The following is a 22,260-nucleotide window of genomic DNA, read 5'->3' as shown; positions in this document are numbered from 1 at the left end:
CTCTTTTAATTGGATAATCCTGTAGAAACGAAATCAATTAATCAATAGATAAATTAGATTGTACCTTTTCATAGGTTTCTTGGATAAACGTTTTATACGGGGTATCTGGCATGACATTTATATGGTTTAAAGCTGTTGTTGCTGCATCTAGTGCTTTTTCTTTTTGATTCATTTCCAAGTAACATAATGCAATATATGCATCCTTTCCATAGAAAATCGATAAATCAATTGGGTGATGAAGAATATCGGGAATCACAACATCATCTAGTTTGGCAATTGCTTCTTCATATTTTTGTAAACCAAATAAGGTTTTCCCTCTTTCTAGAAGAAAGAAGGGTACAAATAGTTTTTTGTTAATATCTTGCAGGGAGAATGTTTGGTATAAATAATCTGCTTCGATATACATTTTTTTAAAGGAATTCAAGTAGTGAATTTCGGCAAAATGAATGAAAATTTTCGAATCTTCGTCATCTGCAAATTCACTATATGCAAGAAGTTTTTGTAAATAATGATTCATTTTTTCCTCATCCTCAGCCATCATCGCTTGAACAGCAGCTAATCTATATAAGTTATCTACTTGCTTAAATATTTTATTTTTATTTGAATACTCAATCGCTTTTTCCATTAAACGAATAGCGTCTTCATATTTGCCAACAGCAAAATATAATACAGCTTCTAAGTAGTCATAGTCTAATCGGGAGAGGGGGTCGATCCATAATGGGTTTGCTTCCAGTTTTGCACGTTCCGAAAGGAGGATATCTAGCGCTTCCTGATAGTTGTGATTAGTAAAAGGAATGACCGCAAGTACCGTTCCTATTTCTCCACGTTTCGCTGTCAAATTTAATTGTTCATACATTGTTGCAACACGTTTTAGGATAGTTTCAGATTCTTGTTGGTTATAACGTGATAAACATCTACTGTATAACTCGAGTAAACGTGCAGCCTCGTATCCTTGTGTAAGCTTTGGCACATAAGGCTCTACTAGATGAATTAATTGTTGGTGCTCATCTGTTAAGTCATCATATTTCGTATTAAAAAGTATTTCTGCTTTTTCCAAAACCTCTCTTAATTCATGACCACTGACCTCTTCTAAAAGCTCTCTTACTTCTACACTCAATTGATCTGCTATATAATTCAAGCTTTCCATGGAAGGATTCGCTTTATTATTTTCAATTAAGCTGAGCATGCCCTTTGTAAGTTCTGTTCCAGCAAGGGTTTCTAACGTCATTTTCTGTTGTTTTCTAAGTTTGCGTATACGTTCGCCCAATGTTGGCATTTTCTTCACCTCATTTAATTAGTTTAATTATATTAAACTTTTTGTTGAAATGAAAGGAATAATATGGTATTATTTGTTTAATTAAATTAAACATTTCAAAGGGGAAATGAAAATGGAAGAAGTGTTCAAGCTTAAAAGGGCCACTTATCATTTGTGGACATTCACAATAAGCAAGCTCGTATCAAGTTTTGGGGCGCAAGTATATTCATTTGCAATTAGTTTTTATATTTTACAATTGACTGGGTCAGCAACTAGCTTCGCAGCAAATTTAATATGTAGTATCCTACCAAGAACTTTAGTTGCACCTTTTGCTGGGTATGCTGCGGATAAATACTCAAGAAAGATGATCGTTATTGTGGCACAAATTGCTACAACAATAGCGATAGGGGGACTGCTCATTGTAAGTTTAACGGCAGGATTATCGCTAGCAGCAATTTACACGACAACTGTCATCTTATCATTAACGTCTTTATTTTCTGGGGTAACGTTTAGTTCGTCTATCACTGGACTTGTAGATGAGACAAGAATTCAAAAAGCGATGTCATTAAACCAAATGTCTATTTCGTTTGCAGCAATCGGAAGTCCAGCAGTAGGTGGGTTGTTGTACGGTACCGTTCCAATGCCTGTGTTTCTTATTATGTACCTAGTGGCATCGATCATAGCGGTTATTTTAGAATCCACGATGAACTTTAATTTATTTGCGAAACGAAAAGAGATAGTAGAAGGGGAAGAAAAGGAGCCAATGCTTCAGAGTATGAAAGCAGGTTTCAACTATGCAATGAAACAACCACTTTTAAAAATTTTGATCGTCATTTCGCTTCTTATTAATTTCCTTTTTGGTGCATTCCAAGTAGGATATTCCTTTATATTAATTGAAAAATTAAAAATAGGCGCACAGCATTTTGGATTTACAGAAGGTGCATTCGCAATAGGAATGTTACTCCTGTCGATTTATTTTTCAGCTCGTAAAGAGCTTAAATATCCTTTTTTAGTTTCAAAATGGAGTATTGTTACCCTAGGGGTGATCATGGGGTCTATAGCTCTACCGTTAATAATTAATATGTCCTATGTTGTTACAGTAGGTTTTTATATTTTATTGATGTTTATTTTTGGAGCATCGATGATCGTTACAAATACGCCACTGCAAGTAATGATGCAAAAAATGATTGAAGATGATTATAAAGGCCGGGTACTTTCCATTTTAGAAACCGGTGCTATGGCATTGATGCCTGTTGGAATGGTATTGTTCGGATATTTATATGATGTTTTACCAGCGCAGATTATATTAATTGTGTCTAGCGTTTTATTAATCGGTGTTATGTTAATAATGGCGAGACCATCCGTAGTAAGATCTGCCCATCCAGAATTAGCAAAAGTAACTCCTCAACTTGAAATAAAATAGGAAAAATGCCAAGGAGACTATTAGTGAGGTCTTCTTGGCATTTGTTTTATGTTATGTCGTTAAATCATCAATCTCACGCGGCATCTTTCAAAGACTTCGTGGATTTGCGGTAGGCGAAAATCAATCCAATTGAAAGAACTGCTAGGACACCAGATAGTACATAAATATTATCTGGTTGTTTTGTAAACAACCATGCAAATAATAGTGGACCAATGATCCGGCCTAAATTATCCATCGAATACGTCATTCCAGCGGCAGTTCCATATCTTCCGCCAGATTCCTTCGAAGTAAGCGAAACAATCGTTGTTCTAGCAAGCGCATTACCCGCAGTGAATACACATAATGATAATCCCGCCCAGAAAATACTATTCGTAAATACTGTTAGGAATAGTCCGATAGCAGTAATGATTTGTGCGTACATTAGCCAAGTTGTCTCGGTACCATTTTTAATACGTCGCACAACTCCACCTTGAATGGCAGCGTCTACAAATCCACTAAACATGAATAGATAGCCTATTTGTAAAGGAGTAATTTCGACTCTCTCGATTTGAAACAGTTGGAATGTTGCTTCTAAACCAGCAAGTAAAAAAGTCACCATGAATGAAAACAGGAACAAGTATTTAATACGGTATGACCAAAGACTTGCCGCACCTTTTGGAAGAAGTGCGCGTTTATTCGCTTCACCGGAACGTTGTGGTTCTTTTAAGATGATTAATGCGTATACAAAAATTACTAACAATAAAAGGGCAGAAACTGTGAATGGAAGAGATAGGCTAACATGCCCTAGGACACCACCGATAGCAGGTCCGAAGATAAAGCCTAAACCAATGGACATCCCAAGGAATCCCATATACTTATTGCGATTTTCTTCATCTGATAAATCTGCTGCAAACCCAGTAACAGCTGCGTAAAGGGCACCAGAGAATAGCCCCCCAACTACTCGGGACAAGTAAAGCATAAATAACGAATCAACGAAGAGTGAAAATAGCCAGAAGCTTAAACTAAACCCAACTAGTCCAACTAAAATAAGTGTTTTTCTTCCAATTCGATCGGATAGCATTCCCCAAAGTGGGGCAGTAAAAAAAGATGCTAGTGAGTAAACCGTTAATAAACCGCCAACATGAATTTCATTGTAATTTTGCTGCAAAATAACCTCAGGTAACACTGGAATTATGATCCCGAAACCAAGGTAAACTAAAAATTGAATGGACATTAAAATGAAAATGGTCTTTTTCATGCATAACCCCGCTTTCTGCAAATCTTCTATTCTATATTACACGTTTCTGTTTAGTTTAACACGTTGTAATCGCTAATTGTAAAAGACAGTATGTACTCATAGCAAATATTTTCATTTATTAAATTGGCGTAAGCAACAAACTACCGCTCGAACGTGACAAAAGGAGCATCCCATTAATAAAAAAGGGATAGCTCCTATGTTTAATAATGTCTTGGTTCGGATATGCTTTCCATAGCGTTTGAAATTTCCTGGACATGTGGGAAGGGGAATGCTAAATCAGCTAAAGATACAAAGCCTACAAGCGCACCATTTTCGACCACGGGCAGTCGTCGAACTTGATTGCGTCCCATTACGGTGGCAGCCTCGATTGTAGATTCATTAGGGGAAACGGAAATAACCGATTTGGTCATTACATCTTCTACTTTACTTTTGACGTCCTTTGCAACGGACCTTATGACAATATCTCGATCTGTAATCATTCCCACTAATTTTTTATTACTCACGACGGGCAAGCAACCAATATCAAGTGTTCGCATTTGATCCGCAACTTCACTTACATAATCTTGTGGATTGCAGGTAACAACTTCTTTACTCATCACATCTTTTACATTCAATGAAATCACTCCTTTAGGAGGTAGCTTGGTTTACATTTGCTTAAAATATGTAACACAATTGAAAGGTTTAAAAGTGTGAGTAAGTGGTATAATAGGATAGAAAAAATAAAAAAATAAGAAACTTTTTTTAATATAAATCGTATTAATAATTGGGAAGGACGAGGTGGAAAGAATGGCTAAGGAAGTTGATTTAAAGAAAATTGTAAGTAATCTAGCAAAACTTGGTGTGACTGTTACAATGACAAAATCGAGACTTGACATGCTTAAAGCGTTAGCACCACCAGCACAAAGTCCTCACGTGCAAAGTTAAAAAAGGGAGACTGGAAGAATTCGTTTAAAACGAACCTTCCAGTCTCCTTTTTTTAAGAATAAGAAAGTATATAATTTTCCGTTCCAGGCGGACGTCCTCTGAAGCTTATGAGTTGGAAAGCATCTTTTCACTCATTATCCAAATACACCTTAACCTTATTCGTACTGTTGAAGGAGGGCGACGGACAGACAAACGCCATAAGATTACCGAGAAAAGAGAGGCTGGTCGTGACGTCAGTCACGACCAGCCTCTCTTAAAAAGCAATCGGTAACGATATAGCAATAAGTCTGTCCAAAGATCTCCGAAAACGATACAAAACAGGTTTTGTACTTAGAGGGCTGTTACGCTTTTCTTATGTCAGATAGGAAAGTTTCAGCTTCCCTATCTAATATCTGTTTAGCTTAATCATCTTCATTTTTAGCAAACATATACGTTTTATGATGGAACTTCATGCTAAATACTAATCCGATTGCAAGCATATTCCCCATGAGCGAACTACCGCCATAGCTAATAAATGGAAGTGGAATCCCTGTGATTGGTAGTAACTGAATCGTCATTCCAATGTTTTCGAATACATGGAATGTAATCATAGCAATTATTCCTGCACATACATACGTACTATACGCATCTTTTAACTGAAGTGTAATTTTTGTTAAATGAAAAATAAGTAAAAAGAAAATACTTATGACAATACTTGCTCCTACAAATCCATATTCTTCACCAATAACAGCGAAAATAAAATCCGTATGGTTTTCAGGAACATATACTTCCCGGCCGCCATAGCCTTTCCCAAAAATCTCTCCAGAACCAATAGCGTTCAAGGAGGTAATTAAATGCAGTCCTTCATCTGAAGCATAGGAATAGGGATCTAGCCAAGAGTAAATGCGGGCAAACTGATAAGGATCAAATCCGAATTTATCCTGCAAAAAATCTTGCATATAAAGAGCCATCCATAATAGTAGTGCTCCTAGACCTGCTCCTCCCAAAAATACCGGGAGAATTATTTTCCATGTAATACCGGCTACAATTACTAATGCAGCTGTTATTGCAAGAAACACTAAGGAAGTACCGAGGTCTGGCTGAGTTAAGATAAACGCTAAAGGAATAATTAATGTGATACCAATTTTACCCAGTAATATAAAATCAGTTTTCAATGTTTTCATTAAGTACGTTTCGTTGTGCTTTGTTATTAATCGAGCAAGTCCTAAAATATAGAACGTCTTCATAAACTCTGCGGGCTGAATATCTCCGATAGGTAAATGAAACCAACTTTTTGCACCATTTCGTGGTTCTACTAAAGCTAAACTTTCAGGCAGGATAAAAAGGATAGCAAGAAGCAGTACGCCTGCCCCGTAAATAAACCAGGACATCTTCTTATATTGTTCTGGCTCAAAAATCATAACAAACCCAATAATGACGGTTCCAACTATATACCAAAAAAGTTGTCTTGGAATAAAGTTTGTAGCATATTGACCAGATGTTTGCGCGGAAGAAATCGCCAACAAACTAATGATAAGAAATAATAATATGATAAAAGCGAGGGTCCAATCAAATCGATCGGCAAAGCTTTTTTTATTTTCCATGAGAGTCACCTATATTTCTTTCAAATTTCACCTTTCTTATTATAGCTTAAAAGATTGTTTTTTGCTTGTCGGTTATTAAAGACGTTATTAGAAAAACAGATGTTTCATTAGAAGAAATTATGCTAATATATAACATACGATGAAGGAGTGAATTCAGTGGCAAAAAAAGAGAAAGACATAGAAGAATATTTGACTCATTTATATGTCCATGTAAATGAGGTAGAGCATTTTGCTTTGTTTAGTGGTATCTCAGTTCAACGGTTTATAAGGTATTTCTCTGACCTGTCATCTCTTTTATTGCTGAAACATCGATATGAAGATGCGTCTTTTAATATGCATACACAGTTAGAATTCATAGTGCCAGAAGAATACAATCGTTTCTTAAAGGATTTTGCAGAAAGACCGACAGCCTTATGCTTCTTAGATTTCTCGGATGAACGTAAATTAAATGTGCTTTCGCCACAGGAACAAGCAGAGCTCTTATACATAGCCCATAAAAAAGAAGCTTTTCGTTCACCTTTTTATCATCATCTGCAAAACAGATTTGTCTATTTAACAGATGAAGGGGAGCAAATAACAAAAATCTATTTCCGAGATAGAGATGATTTTAATAATTTGGTGGCTAGTATATTTAATCAGCAAATAAGTGACAAAACAAAATCTACAGCTTTTTGGCGTAAAAAGAACAATATTGTCTTGCCAGAGTTATCTTCGCAAAAAGTAGAGACATATGCTGATTGCTTTGAAGATGGCGTGCTAATGTCCTTATTTAAATTAGGGAAAACAAATTATGGAATTGAAATTCGAAGCTTACCCGAGAATATATTTCCAGACGAAGTGCTAAGTGATTTAAAACATCATTTAGATAAGCAGGCAGATTTTTTAATAGAAATTTAAAAAGACGCTTTTGCTACGTTCAGTTGCAAAAGCGTTTATTATGTGGTTGAGGTGATAGAAATGGCTTGGATTTTACTAATACTTGCAGGAATGACGGAAATAGTATGGGCGATAGGATTAAAGGAAGCAAATGCTTTTACGGAGCTTCTTCCATCTATTGTAACAATTATCTTTTTAGTCATTAGTTTTTTCTTTTTTGCACAAGCGATGAAGACGATTCCTATTGGAACAGCATATGCTATATTTACCGGGATTGGCGCAGCAGGAACTGCGATAGTTGGTATTCTGTGGTTTAACGAAACGATAAGCTTCGGTAAAATATTCTTTTTATGTTTATTACTCTTTGGCATCATTGGACTGAAGTTAGTGGACGATGAACAGGAGGAAGAATAATGGAATGGCTCATTTTAGTTGTTGCAGGTTTGTGTGAGGTAGCATTCGTGGTGAATATGAAGCTATCCGAAGGATTTAAAAAGTTGAAATACACGATTTTTACGATTATTTCTGCTAGTTTAAGCTTTTTCTTATTGTCCATAGCACTAAAAGATATTCCGGTTGGTACTGGATATGCGGTATGGACAGGAATTGGAGCAGCAGGCAGTGTGCTACTCGGCATGTACTTTTTTCAGGAGAAAAAGAGTCTGAAGAAAATCTTCTATTTAAGCTGCATTATTTTCGGAGTAGTCGGCCTAAAATTATTCGGTTAATTTTAGACTGTTGAAAAATGTAGTATTTAGTCTGAAGTAACAGCTTGGAATTTTGAGTTATTATTCAACTAATGACATGGTCCGTGATAAACTAGTACTATCCAAAACATGGAGGTTATTGAACAAATGAAAATTAAATTAGGTTTATTATATGGTGGAAAATCTGCAGAGCACGAAGTGTCTTTATTGACAGCGAGAGCAGTTACACAAGCGATTAACTTTGATAAATATGAAGTCTACCCAATCTTTATCACGAAAACAGGCGAGTGGAGAAAAGGGAATGTCCTAGCAGGTCCTGCAAAAACAGTGGAATCATTGAAAATAGGGAATGAAACAAGCAAGCCAAATACGATAACGAGCTTCTTGCCAATAGAAGGAGATAAAGCTTCGCATCTGGATGTTATTTTCCCTTTACTTCATGGTCCTAATGGAGAAGATGGAACCGTGCAAGGGCTACTAGAAGTATTGAACATACCGTATGTTGGGAATGGCGTTTTGGCATCTGCTGCTGGAATGGATAAAGTGGTCATGAAGCAATTATTCGCGCAAGCAGGCTTATCGCAAGTTCCTTATATGTATTTCATTCGAAATGAGTGGAAAAAAAATCAAGCAGCCTTGGTCGATAAAATGCAAGAAAACTTGAAATGGCCTTTATTTGTGAAACCTGCAAATTTAGGATCTAGTGTAGGTATTACGAAAGCTGCAAACCGAGAAGAACTAATCAGAGCAGTGGAGTTTGCTTTTAAATATGACCGTAAAATCATTGTGGAGCAAGGCATTGTTGCGCGTGAACTAGAAATGAGTGTTCTTGGAAATGATTCACCGAGATGTTCAGTGGCGGGTGAAGTATTGCCGACAAAAGATTTCTATGATTACGAAGCAAAATATGAGGATGGTACAACGAACTATGCTATTCCAGCTGTTGTTTCTAACGAGTTATTGAAAAAGATGGAAGACGCTGCAATTCGTGCGTTTAAAGTTTTAGATTGTTCTGGGCTTGTTCGTGCTGACTTCTTTGTTACGGACAATGAACAGGTAATTATCAATGAAGTGAATACGATGCCAGGATTCACGCCGATTAGCATGTATCCAAAACTTTGGATGGAATCAGGTTTGTCTTATTCAGAACTAATTGAAGAACTGATTACTCTAGCGATCGAACGCTACGAGGAAAAACAACAGCTTGAGCATTCAAAGGATGGAGAGTGACCAAGTTGAAAAAAAAATTATCAGTAATAGCTAACTGGTTACAACTAGAGCAATTACTTGAACATAATCCCCTTGTAACAGGAGTATCGATTAATACGAGAACATTGCAGCCTGGAGATCTATTTATTCCTTTTCGTGGGGAAAGTGTAAATGGACATCAATTCGTACAGGATGCTTTTGAAAAAGGAGCAGCGGCTTCTTTATGGTTAAAGGATGAACCGAATCCTCCAAAGGACGTTCCGCTTTTATTTGTGGAGAGTGGGGAAAAAGCACTTCAGCAAATGGCGGCCGTATATCGTGCGGAGTTACAGACTGTTTTTATCGGTATAACCGGCTCTAACGGGAAAACATCTACAAAAGATTTAGTTGCAGGTATGCTTTCTCCGTATTTCCGAGTGAAAAAGACAGAGGGTAACTTTAATAATGAATTAGGATTACCTTTAACGATTTTATCGCTGGAAGAAGATACGGAGTTTGCAGTGCTAGAAATGGGTATGAGTTCCTTTGGAGAAATTGAGTTTCTCTCGAATCTAGCGAAGCCCACATACGCAGTCATTACAAACATTGGAGAAGCACATATGCAGGATCTTGGTTCTCGAGAAGGTATTGCAAAAGCGAAATTTGAAATTATCTCCGGTCTTAATGAGCAAGGGCAACTCTTCTATGATGGGGATGAACCGCTACTTCGTCCGTTTATTGAAAGCGTTCCTTCTATTAAATCGAAATCTTTCGGTGCAAAGGAAGAGAACCATTTACGTATTAGGGAAGTTAGGTTTACGAAACAAGGTAGTGCGTTCCGTGTAGAAGGGGAACTGAACGAAGAAATGTCGATTCCAGTTCTTGGAGAGCATCAAGTGAAAAATACATTAGCGGCTTTATTAATTGGAAAAGAAGTTGGGTTAACTGCTGAACAAATGCGAGAAGCCTTAAAGCAAATTGTTTTAACAGATATGCGTATGCAGGTGATAGAAGCCCCTAATGGAGGAATCTTTATCAATGATGCTTATAATGCGGCACCAACTTCCATGAAAGCAGCCATTTCCTTTTTGGAGAAATCATCTATAAAGCAGGATAAGTGGCTAGTCCTTGGTGATATGCTGGAGCTCGGTGCTAACGAAAAGCAATACCATGAAGAGATGAGTGCATCTATTTCAAATGAGGTATTTTCCGGGGTTTGTTTATTCGGACCACGAATGAAATGGTTATATAACGAGTTAACAACGCAGTTTAACAAAGAACAGCTTTTATGGGTAGAAAATGATTATGACCAACTTATTTCCTTTTTAAATAATAAAATAAATGAACAGTCCATTGTTTTAGTAAAAGGCTCACGGGGAATGAAGCTAGAAAAAGTGATTGAGCCTTTTCAAAAATAACTAATCAGAATGGGGTAGTGACAACATGAAAACGGGAGTACTTTGTATTCATGGTTTTACTGGTGGACCATATGAATTGCAGCCACTTGTAGAATATTTGGAAGCAAATACAGACTGGCAAATTGTTGTCCCTACACTTCCTGGTCATGGAGAAACGTTGGAACTTAAAAGAGTAACAGCGGAAACCTGGATGATGGCTGCTGAGCAGGCTCTTCGCCAGCTGCAAAAAGAAGTGGATCGTGTATACGTGATTGGATTTTCAATGGGTGGAATTATTGCCATATATTTAGCGCTCCGCTATAAAATAGAGAAGCTGGTTTTATTAAGTGCTGCTGCAAAATATATTTATCCTACTCAATTACTTCAAGATGTTCGAGATATTGCAAAAGAAGCAATGACAGGAACACTAGAGGACAACACACTTTATCGATTGTATAGTGCAAAATTACGAAACACGCCTATTCATGCAGCAATTGAGTTTATGCGATTAGTTAGAATGGTTGAGCAGTATTATGGGCAAATAAATATTCCTGTCTGTCTAGTGCAAGGAAAGAAAGATGGAATTGTACCATTCACAACAGCCCCATATTTATTTGATCATATAAGTTCCGAAACAAAAAAACTTATTTATTCCGAAACAGGCAAGCATCACATTTGCTATAGTGATGACTGTAACGATTGGTTTCCTCAAATTTTGTCATTTTTAATAGAGGATGAAGAAATACAAGGAACTAATTAACTAATTATTATAACAGTTGCGTATTCGTTGCAACTCATTATAAGACATGGTATACTACGTTCAGAGCAATGGATACATTTTGTGTGAAGACTCTTCAGCTTTTTATTGAAGAGTACTTTTTTTTGAACATAACGGTTAGTTATTGTAGTAGGATATTTCCTCTAATTAACGAACCGCTCGGCAAAAGACCGGGCTTTCCCTTTATATAAGACCCCTCTGATCTAAAACCACAGAGAATTTTAAGTAACGGAAACGTTCCTCGTATAGGCTCGAATTTGCCGCAATTTCATCTGAAAATGTAACCATTTGTCAAAACAGAACAAAAAGGAGATTAAATTTTGACAAATTTTTCAGAATTAAATATTAGTGCTTCTACATTAAAATCCGTTCAACGTATGGGATTTGAAGAAGCAACACCAATCCAAGAAGGTACTATTACACATGCTATGAGTGGTCGCGATGTTATTGGTCAAGCACAAACTGGTACTGGTAAAACTGCCGCTTTCGGTATCCCGATGATTGAAAAAATAGATACAAAAAACCCGAATATCCAATCGTTAATTATCGCTCCAACTCGTGAACTTGCAATTCAAGTTTCAGAAGAGCTTTATAAATTAGGATATGACAAAAAGGTTCGTCTTTTATCTGTATATGGTGGTCAAGAAATTAGCCGTCAAATTCGTGCACTTAAAAACAAACCTCAAGTAATCGTTGGTACACCTGGTCGTATTCTTGACCACATCAACCGTCGTACGTTGAAACTTGATCAAGTCCAAACACTTATCTTAGACGAAGCAGATGAAATGCTTAACATGGGCTTCATCGAAGATATCAACACAATTTTAGAAAGCATTCCTGCTGAACGTCAAACATTATTGTTCTCAGCTACAATGCCAGGACCAATCCGTAAAATTGCTGATAAATTCATGAAAGATCCAGTTGAAGTAAAAATCAAGTCTAAAGAAATGACTGTTGAAAACATTGAACAGTTCTACGTAAAAGCTACTGAGCGTGAAAAATTTGATGTTCTTTCTAGAATCTTAAACGTTCACCAACCAGAGCTTGCAATTATTTTTGGTCGTACAAAACGTCGCGTAGACGAATTAGCACATGCTCTAAGCATTCGTGGTTACCTTGCAGAAGGAATCCATGGTGATTTAAGCCAAGCTAAACGTATGTCAGTATTAAAACAATTTAAATCAAATAAAATCGACATCCTTGTTGCAACAGATGTAGCGGCACGTGGATTAGATATTTCTGGCGTAACGCATGTTTACAACTTTGACATTCCACAAGATCCTGAAAGTTATGTTCACCGTATCGGTCGTACAGGACGCGCAGGGAAAAGTGGTATTGCTGTAACTTTCGTAACACCAAGAGAAATGGGTTACTTACGTATTGTAGAAGATACTACGAAAAAACGTATGACTGCTCTTACTCCACCAAGTTCAGATGAAGCATTGATCGGTCAACAACGTGTTGCAATTGATACTTTATCAGAAATCGTGAACAAAAATGATTTAGGTGATTACCGTACACTTGCTGCGGAAATGCTTGGAAAATTTGAAGCAGTAGACGTAATTGCTGCAGCTTTAAAATCATTAACAAAAGAGCCAAACGATACACCAATCTCTCTTTCTGAAGAACGCCCATTACCAGCTCGTAGAGAACGTAGCGGTGGAGGCGGACGCAGCGGTGGCGGTGGTTACAAAGGTAACCGTAGCGGCGGCGGCGGACGTAGTTCATCAAGTCGTGGAGGAAGCGATCGCGGATCATCTTCACGTTCAGGTGGCGGTTCTCGTCCAAGCGCTAGCGGCTCACGTCGTAGCAGTGGTCCACGTGACGGCTCTACACAACGTAGCACTAGAACTCGTTCAACACGTAGCGAAAACTAATAATACAATTCAAAGGATGAATCTTACATTTCGATGTGGGATTCATCCTTTTTTTATTGAATAGGCGCGGTTAAATTAGGCAGTTGTTTTTAGAAGCATGTATTTTGTGACGAAAATCCGTGAGACTCCTGCGGAAAAACGGGCTGCCAAGACCCCAGAGCGGGCTTGAGGAGGGCACTAAAAAACTCTATTACAGAATTTTGTTCTAATAAAATTCCTAATAAATATCCGCTTATTGGATTTAGCACGGCTCTGTTCGCTTTCCGTGGTCGAGCGCCGAGCCTCCTCCTACGCTCCGCTTCGTGCGGGGTCTCGGCTGTCTCGCTTTCCCACAGGAGTCTCACGCCGCCGTGCTAAATCCTATAGTAACCACTTTTTTCAGTGCCCTCGGGCTTGCTAGTGAGAAGGCTTGGAAGTTCGTCCGCGGAAAGCGAGCGGATTTTCGTCTATATCAGCACGATCGTTTAATAGAGCTATTGAAGAAAAGAAGGATGTAACCTTGAAGTTGGAAAAATCGATTATTGTGTAATCGGATGGTTAGAGCTAAATATCGGATGGTTCACTCGAAAAATCGGATGGTTAGAGCCAAATATCGGATGGTTCACTCAAAATATCGGATGGTTTCAAAAATAATCATACAAAATTGAAACATTTTGTCGTATATTACGTATACAATGAAAAGGGAAGAGGTGGTAAATTTGAGAATTGAACCAATGAATAGAATCTCGGAAAAAGGACTACGCGTATGGCGGATATATGGGAGTCTACAAACACTTATTGCATTACTACTTGGAATTGGTGTTGGTGCAATCAATTTCTTTATTGATAACTATATGTGGATATACATAGTAGATGGATTGGTAGTGCTACTCATAGGGTATTTACTCATTTTTTTATTTCCAAAAGTAAGATGGACACGTTGGAAATATGAAGTAAGAGATCAAGAAATTGAACTGCAGCATGGCTTATTTGTTGTGAAACGTACGCTAGTACCAATGGTTCGCGTGCAGCATGTCGACACAGAGCAAGGACCGATTTTAAGAAAGTATGATTTGGCATCTATTACGATTTCGACTGCTGCTACTAGTCATACAATTCCCGCACTTGTTACTGCTGAAGCAGATGAGCTCCGTGGGAGAATATCTGTACTAGCGAGGGTGGCGGAAGATGATGTCTAATGAAAAGTATAAGCTTCACCCTATTTCTGCACTCATTAATTTTATAAAAGTGTTAAAAGACATGATTGTCCCGCTGGTTGTTGTCGTAGCAGTAAATGGATTTGGTGGCAGTGCGGATTCTGATGGCTGGTCATCTTATATAACGTATAGTATCTATGGAGTCGTTCTAATCTTTTTACTTGTTAGTGGCATTATCAAATGGAAACGATTTCGATATTGGTTTGAGGAAGAAGAACTACGAATTGAGTATGGTCTATTCGTAAAGAAAAAGCGATATATTCCTTTTGAAAGAATTCAGAGCTTGAACTACACAGAAGGTATTTTCCATAGACCTTTTGGATTGGTGAAAGTAAAAGTGGAGACTGCTGGTGGTGGACCAACAAAAGAAGCAGATGCTGAGTTAACCGCAATTTCAAAATTAAAGGCCGATCAAATCAAAAAAGAAATGATGCAAGCAAAAAATAAGCAAACGAAAGAGCTAGAGGAAACAGTCGTAGTTCAAGAACTCATCAAAGAAGAAACAAGACCAATATTCCAAATGTCGATGAAAGACTTGTTTGTTTTAGCGAGTACTTCCGGTGGGATAGGGGTATTTTTCTCGGGTCTTGCCATTTTTGCCTCGCAATTTTCAAACATTATACCTTACGAATTGATATATGATGAAATAGTTGTTTTCATTCGATTTGGTGTACTGATGGTAGCGCTAGCGGTTTTCGCTGTATTGTTAGTTGCTTGGGTTGTGTCTGTAGTACTAACGCTTATTAACTACTATGAATTTACGATTCGAGTAGAAGATGATGAAATAATTTTAACTAGAGGACTATTAGAGAAAAAGAAAATTACGATACCACTTTCTCGAATTCAAGGAATACGAGTGGTCGAAAATCCATTGCGTCAGCTCACAGGTTATGCGACTGTAATTGTAGACAGTGCTGGTGGTTCGATGGCTGAGAAAGATGAAAAAATTCGATTGCTTCCATTAATTAAAAAAACGAAAATCAATTCAATATTGGTGCAAATATTCCCAGATCTACAATTTGAACCAAGCTTCAAAAAAGTGCCAAATAGATCGAGAAAATTTTTCTATCGATTAGATTTTATATGGATGATTCCTGTTGCCGCAGCAGTTAGCTACTTTTTCTATCCATTTGGATTACTATCACTGCTTTTATTTCCATTAAGTTATGTTTTAGGTATTTGGCAAAAGAAAACAGCAGGATTTTATATAGAGGAACAACAGTTAGTAGTACGATATCGTGTTATTAATAAAGTAACCGTTTGGATGGAAAAGAAACGAATTCAAGCGATGACAGAACGAACAACCTATTTTCAAAAGAGAGCAAATGTATCGTCTATCATTACGACAATTAAATCCGGTGTAGCGGGGGCAGCAACAACGATTCCGCATATCGAAAAAGCAGATGCGGAAAAGCTTTTAGACTGGTACGAACCAATTAGGAAACCCAAAATAGACATAGAAAAAGAACAGCCTCTTACGTAAAGTAAAGGCTGTTCTTTCTAGATTAGACGGATTTAAATTTATTTCTACGTTTCTTCCAAGCAGCGATTCGTTTAGGATGGAAATAAATAATTCCGATAACAAATCCAGTAATTAAACCCGCGATATGAGCGGTTGTATTAATGCCTGGTTGAATAAAAGTCATGATAACTCCAATAACGATAATTGGTATAATGATTTGTTTTAACTGTGGTAAGAAATTTTTCGTATAATAAACTAAAGCAGCAAAAGCTCCGAGCATTCCATAAATTGCACCACTTGCACCAACGCTCGTGTAATTCCAATCATGTATTAAATAAGTAGCCACATTCCCAATTAGACCTGCTAACAAATAAATAGTTAAGAAACGTGCTTTTCCAGCAATTTGTTCAAGCTCTGGTCCAAAAATAAACAAAGAGAACATATTAAATAATAAATGTGAGAGAGAAGCGTGCAAAAATATTGGTGTAACTAAACGCCAGTATTCGCCTTCACTAATAAGTAAGTTAAAATGAACACCTAAGTTAAATAATTGATTTCCGATTATCGGCATACTTGTCAAAATATAAATAGCAATGTTTAATGCCAGCAAAGTAGAGACAACTGGATATAATTTAATGTATTGTTTAAAACTTTCTGTTCTTGTAAACATCATCTCACCTCAAATTTTCTACTAATAGTATATCCTTTAATAAGGGTATTTGGAAAGGAGAAACAATCATGATTATTGGAATAGGTCTAGATATAACTGAAATGAATAGAATTAAATCAATTAAAGGAAAAACGTCAAAATTTGAAGAGCGTATTCTGACGGATAGAGAAAGATTACAGATGAACGATTTATCAGATCAACGACAAATAGAGTTTTTAGCGGGGCGATTTGCTGCAAAAGAAGCATTTTCCAAAGCAATGGGTACGGGCATTGGGAAGGAATGTAGCTTCCACGACATTGAAATTCTTCGAGAAATAAGTGGAAAACCATCTCTTTATTTTCAAGGAAAACAAGTAAATGGCTTTGTTTCTATAACACATACAAAAGAATATGCAGCTGCTCAAGTAATTCTGCAATCATAAACGGTCGTCCACCTACATACAATGAATGAACGCAGTGATAATAGAAAGGGTGGACTGATTGAAGAGCCGAGTGGCTAAACTGTTTTTTTTATTTGCAATGATCCTGGTACTATCTGCATGTGGAGCGGAGTCAAAAGAAGATGTCTTAAAGAAGTTGAGCAATAAGTGGGTGGACACAAAGGGATATGAATTAACTGCGCAAATGAGTATCCTTACAGGGCAAGAACCTAGAGTGTATGACGTGGAAGTATGGCATACAAAACCTGATTTTTACCGAGTAAAAGTGTCAGATGCAAACGCAGAAAACACGCAAATGATTGTCCGTAATACTGAAGGTGTATTCGTTGTAACGCCAGCTCTGAACAAAACGTATAAGTTCCAAAGTAAGTGGCCGACAGAAAATAGCCAAGCGTATTTAATTGGCTCTCTAGCCCAAGATATTAAGAAAGATAAAAATTCTACATTTAAAGAAGAAGGAAACCAGTATATATTTGAAACAAAAACAACGAATAATCATAAAAATATGCTGCCTTCCCAAAAGATTTATATCGATAAAAAAACATTACTACCAACGGACGTTTCTATCTTAAATGAAAACAAAGAAGAACAAATTCATATTAAGTTTAACCAAGTTTCACTTGGGAAAACGCGAGCAGCGGGGGAATACAAAATTGAAACGCCAGCTGCGAAAGCAGAAGGAAATACTGTAGAAGCATCTGCAGAGTTGGAAAACCCTGTATTTGAAACGCATTATCCAGTAATTAAATGGGACAATGTGCATTTAATAGATGAAAAAGTTTTGAAGGTAGAAGATGACAAACGAGTCATATTAACATTTAGTGGAGATAAAGATTTTACCATTGTCCAACAGCTAAGTAATCCAACTCTGTCTTCAACGATTCCTGTATTTGCTCCTGGAGATCCAGTAGATTTAGGAGTTGCAATTGGGGCGGTAACTGATCAATCGCTTACTTGGGAACAAGATGGCATGTCCTTCTTTATAGCATCTTCTACTTTAAGTAAAGAGGAAATGATTGAAGTTGCTTCATCTATGACTGTTACTGGCCTAAAATGATTATATATTGACGCCTTCTAATCTCAAGTAGCATAATCAGTGTAAATAGATGAAAAAGAGGGAAGTCATATGTCGCAGAAACACTATCGACCAACATTTATCGAAATAAATTTGCAAGCGATTGAATCGAATCTGAAACATTTGAAAGACACGCTTCCAAAGCATACCAACATCATCGCTGTAGTAAAAGCAAATGCATATGGACATGGGGATATTGAAGTTGCAAATGCTGCTCTACAGGCTGGTGCGATCCAATTAGCTGTTGCTACACCAGAGGAAGCTCTTCATTTAAGAGACGCGGGTATTACTGCGGAAATTCTTGTTCTTGGGGCATCACCAGCTACTTTTTTACAAGAAGCATTTGAACGTAATATTACATTAACAGCATATTCACTAGAGTGGCTTCTTGCCACTCGCCATTTTAACAATCCTTTGAAATTGCATATTAAAATCGATAGTGGTATGGGTAGGATAGGATTTACAGAGGCCGAAGAATTAACAGAGGCACTCGATTTTATACAGAAGCGAAATTGGCTGCAAGTAACGGGTGTGTTTACACATTTTTCTACTGCTGATGAAGAAGATCATCAGTACTTTATGGATCAAGTGAACAAATTTGAAAGACTACTCGATTTATTTAAAGAAAAACCAGCCGTCGTGCATACTTCTAATAGCGCTGCGGCTCTTCTATATCCAAGTCAAAGATGGGATGCGGTACGTTTTGGTATATCCATGTACGGAATTGCCCCATCCTCTTGGGTAAATAAACAACTTCCATTTCCTTTAGAAAAAGCACTCTCACTTCATACGGAAGTAGTGCATGTGAAGAAAGTCAATAAAGGCACATCTATCGGCTATGGAGCAATGTATACAGCAGATTCTGATGAATGGATTGCCACCCTACCAATTGGTTATGCAGATGGATTACTAAGAAAGCTGCACACTCAATCGGTTTTAATAAACGGAAAAAGAATGCCAATCGTGGGGAAAATATGTATGGATCAATGTATGGTACGTGTAGATGAAAAAGTTAATGTTGGGGAGAAAGTTGTGTTACTAGGGAACCAAATGAATGAAGAGATTAGCATAGAAGAATGGGCAAATACTTTAGATACAATACCGTATGAAATATGTTGCACATTTTCTACTAGAATCCCGAGAATTTACAGTAAATAATTATTCGACAAAACAAAAGTGCTAATTGCATAATTTGTCTAACCATTTCTTATTATGTCTTTTATTTCAGCTCTAGTAATGGTAAGATGAAGTAAATTGTCAGATAGGGAAATGTTTTGTCGGAGGTGTTTGCTGTGGTAAGTGATAAAAAGAAAAAGGAAGCGGTTATTGAGCTTCCAATGCAAATGGTTAATGGAGGAGTAAAAACCATTAAACAATCATTAACTGGTAAGGAAAGCGTTGTTCGTGTCCAAGCAAATGAATATATGAAGAAAGGCCAGGCAAATCTCATAAGAGAAGCGATGATGAAAGGCTATGTTGAAATGTCTCATATTAATTTAACCATTTCTTCGGAATGTTTACATGCAGAATATGAAGCGCAACATACGACAGAGCGACTCGTAAGTGGAGGATGAAAACTTGATCGTAAAACGTGGGGACGTTTTTTTTGCAGATTTGTCACCGGTAATCGGGTCTGAACAAGGTGGGACCAGACCCGTTTTGGTGATTCAAAATGATATTGGTAATCGATTTAGTCCAACTGTTATCATTGCCGCAATTACTGCTCAAATTCAAAAAGCAAAATTACCAACACATGTGGAAATTAATGCAAAAGAATATGATTTTGAACGTGATTCTGTTATTTTGTTAGAGCAATTACGAACGATAGACAAATCTAGGCTTACAGATAAAATTACGCATCTTGATGAAGATGTAATGGATCAAGTAGATCACGCATTAGGCATTAGCTTAGGTATCGTGAAATTTTAATACATAGACAAAACACAGTGTGTAAGCGACAAATACACATTGTGTTTTTTTAATTTCAAAAAATACAACACGTATTGATTAACCAAAAGTACCCAGTAAATTGCTTGTTAAAATGGTGATAACAGACTAGGCACTCTAGGTATAGGTGCTTTTGGAGTGCTTGGAACTGTACGAGTTCTACATCATTACCTGGATTTCTTGATGCGACAAAGTCGCATCCCTCCGCATTTTTTGATAATCGTATCGTGTGGTAGTCGTTCGTCCGTCACTCTCCATAGCTACTTGTAATAGAAGTGCCATAGCTTATGGAAATAAAAGAATAGGCCCTTTCCTATTGATACACTAAGCAGCCAAAGATGCAATTTTGGCTGCTCCGTCCTGCTACACTTAGCCCACGGTAATGATGTAGTGATCATTTCGTCCAAAGCGAACCAAAAACGTACAAGTGCAAAATGGAATCCTTGCGCATTTCTTGTGAAATTTTAATGGTGGGAATTGGACAATCAGCAGCCATAAAAAATAATTCTTAATGAAAAGAATACTTAGGAAAACTTAATAAGATGTAAATATCCCCAATCTTCGTTACAATAAAACTACTATTATTTCAATTTTCAATAAGGAGATGTATATAAAACATGAATAGACAAATTGCAACATACATTCACGAAAATATCGATGGGATACTAGAAAAATGGAAAATCAAAATGGAAGATGAGAAAGATGATAGATTCTTTCAAGTAATGTCTGATCAAGTAATAGATCATACAGCTCGTGAGTTTGGAGAGTTAATGATTTCTAGTTTAACAGAAGAAAAAGAAACATACAGAGGAAAATTAAATGAGTTTTCCGTACAGATTGTTCGATTCGGCTGGTCCGTTTCCTTTGTATTAAAGACGTTGTCTAATTTTACGGAAGTTATATATGAGAATCTAGAAAAAGCCGAGTACTTAAATGAAAGTAATTATAAGTCATATAGAGAAATATTGAACAATTGGCTAACTCCAATAACACATAGCATTGTAGATGCGTATTCAAAAGTCTGGGAAAAAACAGTAAGTTTACAAAAAATAGCGTTACAAGAACTATCTGCATCGCTTATTCCTGTTTTTGAGAAAATTTCAGTGATGCCTTTAGTTGGGACGATTGACACAGAGCGTGCAAAGTTAATCATGGAAAACTTATTACAAGGTGTTGTGAAGCATCGAGCAGAAGTAGTATTACTTGATATTACTGGTGTTCCAGTAGTAGATACGATGGTAGCCCATCATATAATTCAAGCAGCTGATGCCGTTCGTTTAGTTGGAGCTAAATGCATGCTAGTCGGAATTCGTCCAGAAATAGCCCAGACAATAGTAACGCTTGGTATAAATTTAAATGACTTTACAACAACAAGTACCTTACAAAGAGGTGTTGAACAAGCCCTTGCTCTTACAAATCGTGCAATTGTAGAGGTGAACTCATAATGATGACAAGGATTCCTATTTTAAAACTAAGAGATTGTTTAATTGTTTCTATTCAGTGGGAGTTAGATGATCAAACCGCTCTTGCTTTCCAAGAGGATTTATTGAACAAGCTACATACAACTGCAGCAAGAGGAGTAGTAATTGATTTAACACCAATTGATTTTATCGATTCATTCATCGCAAAAGTACTTGGTGATGTAATTAACATGTCGGGTCTTATGGGAGCTAAAGTAGTCATTACAGGTATACGACCTGCTGTTGCGATCACCTTAATAGAACTAGGTATAAGACTTGAAAATGTGGTAACAGCTCTAGATTTAGAAAAAGGATTGGAAAAACTAGAACGAGAATTGGAGGCCTAATTCAATATGAACTTAAGGTCTTCTGTGGATATTATCAGCGAGTGGGACATAGTTGCTGCCAGACAACTTGGAAGAAATGAAGCGAAAGATATAGGTTTCGGTACAGTAGACCAAGCTAGAATTACAACAGCAATAAGTGAGCTTGCCCGTAATATTTATTTATATGCTGGAAAAGGAAATATAGAGATCAAACAAATTACAGAGAGCAAACTTAAAGGATTATTAGTAATCGCATCTGATAGTGGTCCTGGTATTCCAGATGTTCGCAAGGTTATGGAAGATGGCTACACTACATCAGGCGGACTTGGGGCTGGTTTACCTGGAGTAAAGCGTCTAATGGATGATTTTAAGATAGAAACAGAAGTAGGAGAAGGTACTACAATTAGTGCCACAAAGTGGCTTAGGTAGGAGGTCAACT

24 protein-coding genes are annotated in these 22,260 nt (G+C 37.1%); 19 read left to right on the top strand and 5 right to left on the bottom strand.

The features are described from left to right. Positions 1 to 37 precede the first annotated feature (37 nt). Positions 38 to 1,276, bottom strand: coding sequence for a helix-turn-helix transcriptional regulator (locus MHB48_RS18135; protein WP_342599257.1), 1,239 nt, complete (start codon positions 1,274 to 1,276; stop codon positions 38 to 40). Between the two features lie 112 nt (positions 1,277 to 1,388). Between MHB48_RS18135 and MHB48_RS18130 the strand changes: the two genes are divergently transcribed. Continuing rightward, a complete protein-coding gene (locus MHB48_RS18130) occupies positions 1,389 to 2,678 on the top strand; it encodes an MFS transporter (RefSeq protein WP_342599256.1) in 1,290 nt (429 codons plus the stop codon). A 73-nt stretch (positions 2,679 to 2,751) separates the two neighbouring features. On the opposite strand, the gene MHB48_RS18125 is transcribed toward MHB48_RS18130, so the two are convergent. Both MHB48_RS18125 and MHB48_RS18120 read right to left on the bottom strand, forming a co-directional pair. After that, a complete protein-coding gene (locus MHB48_RS18125; protein WP_342599255.1) occupies positions 2,752 to 3,915 on the bottom strand; it encodes an MFS transporter in 1,164 nt (387 codons plus the stop codon). A 200-nt stretch (positions 3,916 to 4,115) separates the two neighbouring features. Beyond that, complete coding sequence (locus MHB48_RS18120; protein ID WP_340923981.1) at positions 4,116 to 4,529, bottom strand: CBS domain-containing protein; 414 nt, start codon at positions 4,527 to 4,529, stop codon at positions 4,116 to 4,118. 172 nt (positions 4,530 to 4,701) lie between these two features. Between MHB48_RS18120 and MHB48_RS18115 the strand changes: the two genes are divergently transcribed. After that, a complete protein-coding gene (locus tag MHB48_RS18115; protein WP_342599254.1) occupies positions 4,702 to 4,839 on the top strand; it encodes an Lmo0850 family protein in 138 nt (45 codons plus the stop codon). A gap of 401 nt (positions 4,840 to 5,240) precedes the next feature. On the opposite strand, the gene MHB48_RS18110 is transcribed toward MHB48_RS18115, so the two are convergent. Beyond that, positions 5,241 to 6,422, bottom strand: coding sequence for an FtsW/RodA/SpoVE family cell cycle protein (locus MHB48_RS18110; RefSeq protein ID WP_342599253.1), 1,182 nt, complete (start codon positions 6,420 to 6,422; stop codon positions 5,241 to 5,243). A 156-nt stretch (positions 6,423 to 6,578) separates the two neighbouring features. Here MHB48_RS18110 and MHB48_RS18105 point away from each other — a divergent pair, with 156 nt between their 5' ends. The 9 genes from MHB48_RS18105 to MHB48_RS18065 all read left to right on the top strand — a co-directional run bounded on the left by MHB48_RS18105 (position 6,579) and on the right by MHB48_RS18065 (position 15,924). Further along, positions 6,579 to 7,319: a hypothetical protein gene (locus tag MHB48_RS18105; RefSeq protein ID WP_342599252.1), complete on the top strand. Its 741-nt coding sequence runs from the start codon at positions 6,579 to 6,581 to the stop codon at positions 7,317 to 7,319. 60 nt (positions 7,320 to 7,379) lie between these two features. Beyond that, positions 7,380 to 7,712, top strand: coding sequence for a multidrug efflux SMR transporter (locus MHB48_RS18100; RefSeq protein WP_342599251.1), 333 nt, complete (start codon positions 7,380 to 7,382; stop codon positions 7,710 to 7,712). Then, a complete protein-coding gene (locus MHB48_RS18095) occupies positions 7,712 to 8,026 on the top strand; it encodes a multidrug efflux SMR transporter (RefSeq protein WP_342599250.1) in 315 nt (104 codons plus the stop codon). The genes MHB48_RS18100 and MHB48_RS18095 overlap by 1 nt, the downstream gene beginning before the upstream one ends. A gap of 126 nt (positions 8,027 to 8,152) precedes the next feature. Then, the gene (locus MHB48_RS18090) at positions 8,153 to 9,235 is read left to right on the top strand and encodes a D-alanine--D-alanine ligase (protein WP_342599249.1); all 1,083 of its coding nucleotides are present in this window, start codon (positions 8,153 to 8,155) and stop codon (positions 9,233 to 9,235) included. 5 nt (positions 9,236 to 9,240) lie between these two features. Continuing rightward, positions 9,241 to 10,611 (top strand): UDP-N-acetylmuramoyl-tripeptide--D-alanyl-D-alanine ligase, encoded by a 1,371-nt coding sequence (gene murF / locus MHB48_RS18085; protein ID WP_342599248.1) that lies wholly within the window; start codon positions 9,241 to 9,243, stop codon positions 10,609 to 10,611. A 25-nt stretch (positions 10,612 to 10,636) separates the two neighbouring features. Continuing rightward, positions 10,637 to 11,350 carry an alpha/beta fold hydrolase gene (locus tag MHB48_RS18080; protein ID WP_342599247.1) on the top strand — a complete coding sequence of 238 codons (714 nt, stop codon included), beginning with the start codon at positions 10,637 to 10,639 and terminating at the stop codon, positions 11,348 to 11,350. A gap of 338 nt (positions 11,351 to 11,688) precedes the next feature. After that, on the top strand, positions 11,689 to 13,245 hold the full coding sequence (locus MHB48_RS18075; protein WP_342599246.1) for a DEAD/DEAH box helicase: 1,557 nt from the start codon (positions 11,689 to 11,691) through the stop codon (positions 13,243 to 13,245). A gap of 698 nt (positions 13,246 to 13,943) precedes the next feature. Continuing rightward, a complete protein-coding gene (locus tag MHB48_RS18070) occupies positions 13,944 to 14,423 on the top strand; it encodes a PH domain-containing protein (RefSeq protein WP_342599245.1) in 480 nt (159 codons plus the stop codon). Continuing rightward, positions 14,413 to 15,924: a PH domain-containing protein gene (locus tag MHB48_RS18065; protein WP_342599244.1), complete on the top strand. Its 1,512-nt coding sequence runs from the start codon at positions 14,413 to 14,415 to the stop codon at positions 15,922 to 15,924. Before MHB48_RS18070 ends, MHB48_RS18065 begins: the two co-directional genes overlap by 11 nt. Before the next feature lie 22 nt (positions 15,925 to 15,946). On the opposite strand, the gene MHB48_RS18060 is transcribed toward MHB48_RS18065, so the two are convergent. Beyond that, complete coding sequence (locus MHB48_RS18060; RefSeq protein WP_342601427.1) at positions 15,947 to 16,573, bottom strand: rhomboid family intramembrane serine protease; 627 nt, start codon at positions 16,571 to 16,573, stop codon at positions 15,947 to 15,949. 68 nt (positions 16,574 to 16,641) lie between these two features. On the opposite strand from MHB48_RS18060, the gene acpS reads away from it, so the two are divergent. From acpS to MHB48_RS18020, 8 genes are all read left to right on the top strand, one after another. Then, positions 16,642 to 16,995, top strand: coding sequence for a holo-ACP synthase (gene acpS, locus MHB48_RS18055; protein ID WP_342599243.1), 354 nt, complete (start codon positions 16,642 to 16,644; stop codon positions 16,993 to 16,995). Between the two features lie 97 nt (positions 16,996 to 17,092). After that, entirely contained in the window at positions 17,093 to 18,070 is a 978-nt protein-coding gene (locus MHB48_RS18050) for an outer-membrane lipoprotein carrier protein LolA (RefSeq protein WP_342601426.1), read from the top strand. Positions 18,071 to 18,139: 69 nt separating this feature from the next. After that, positions 18,140 to 19,246, top strand: a complete 1,107-nt coding sequence (gene alr, locus MHB48_RS18045; RefSeq protein ID WP_342599242.1) for an alanine racemase — start codon at positions 18,140 to 18,142, stop codon at positions 19,244 to 19,246. 134 nt (positions 19,247 to 19,380) lie between these two features. After that, positions 19,381 to 19,662 (top strand): transcriptional regulator, encoded by a 282-nt coding sequence (locus MHB48_RS18040; protein ID WP_340923940.1) that lies wholly within the window; start codon positions 19,381 to 19,383, stop codon positions 19,660 to 19,662. Positions 19,663 to 19,666: 4 nt separating this feature from the next. Further along, the gene (locus MHB48_RS18035) at positions 19,667 to 20,017 is read left to right on the top strand and encodes a type II toxin-antitoxin system PemK/MazF family toxin (RefSeq protein ID WP_340923938.1); all 351 of its coding nucleotides are present in this window, start codon (positions 19,667 to 19,669) and stop codon (positions 20,015 to 20,017) included. A 635-nt stretch (positions 20,018 to 20,652) separates the two neighbouring features. Beyond that, positions 20,653 to 21,480, top strand: coding sequence for an STAS domain-containing protein (locus tag MHB48_RS18030; RefSeq protein WP_342599241.1), 828 nt, complete (start codon positions 20,653 to 20,655; stop codon positions 21,478 to 21,480). Then, positions 21,480 to 21,842, top strand: coding sequence for an STAS domain-containing protein (locus MHB48_RS18025; RefSeq protein WP_342599240.1), 363 nt, complete (start codon positions 21,480 to 21,482; stop codon positions 21,840 to 21,842). Before MHB48_RS18030 ends, MHB48_RS18025 begins: the two co-directional genes overlap by 1 nt. A 6-nt stretch (positions 21,843 to 21,848) precedes the next feature. Beyond that, on the top strand, positions 21,849 to 22,250 hold the full coding sequence (locus MHB48_RS18020) for an anti-sigma regulatory factor (protein ID WP_342599239.1): 402 nt from the start codon (positions 21,849 to 21,851) through the stop codon (positions 22,248 to 22,250). The last annotated feature ends 10 nt before the right edge of the window (positions 22,251 to 22,260 follow it).

The organism is Psychrobacillus sp. FSL H8-0483 (assembly GCF_038637725.1).
Taxonomy (GTDB): domain Bacteria; phylum Bacillota; class Bacilli; order Bacillales_A; family Planococcaceae; genus Psychrobacillus.
Note: the sequence above shows the minus strand (reverse complement) of the source record. Positions and strands in the feature narration are given on the sequence as shown.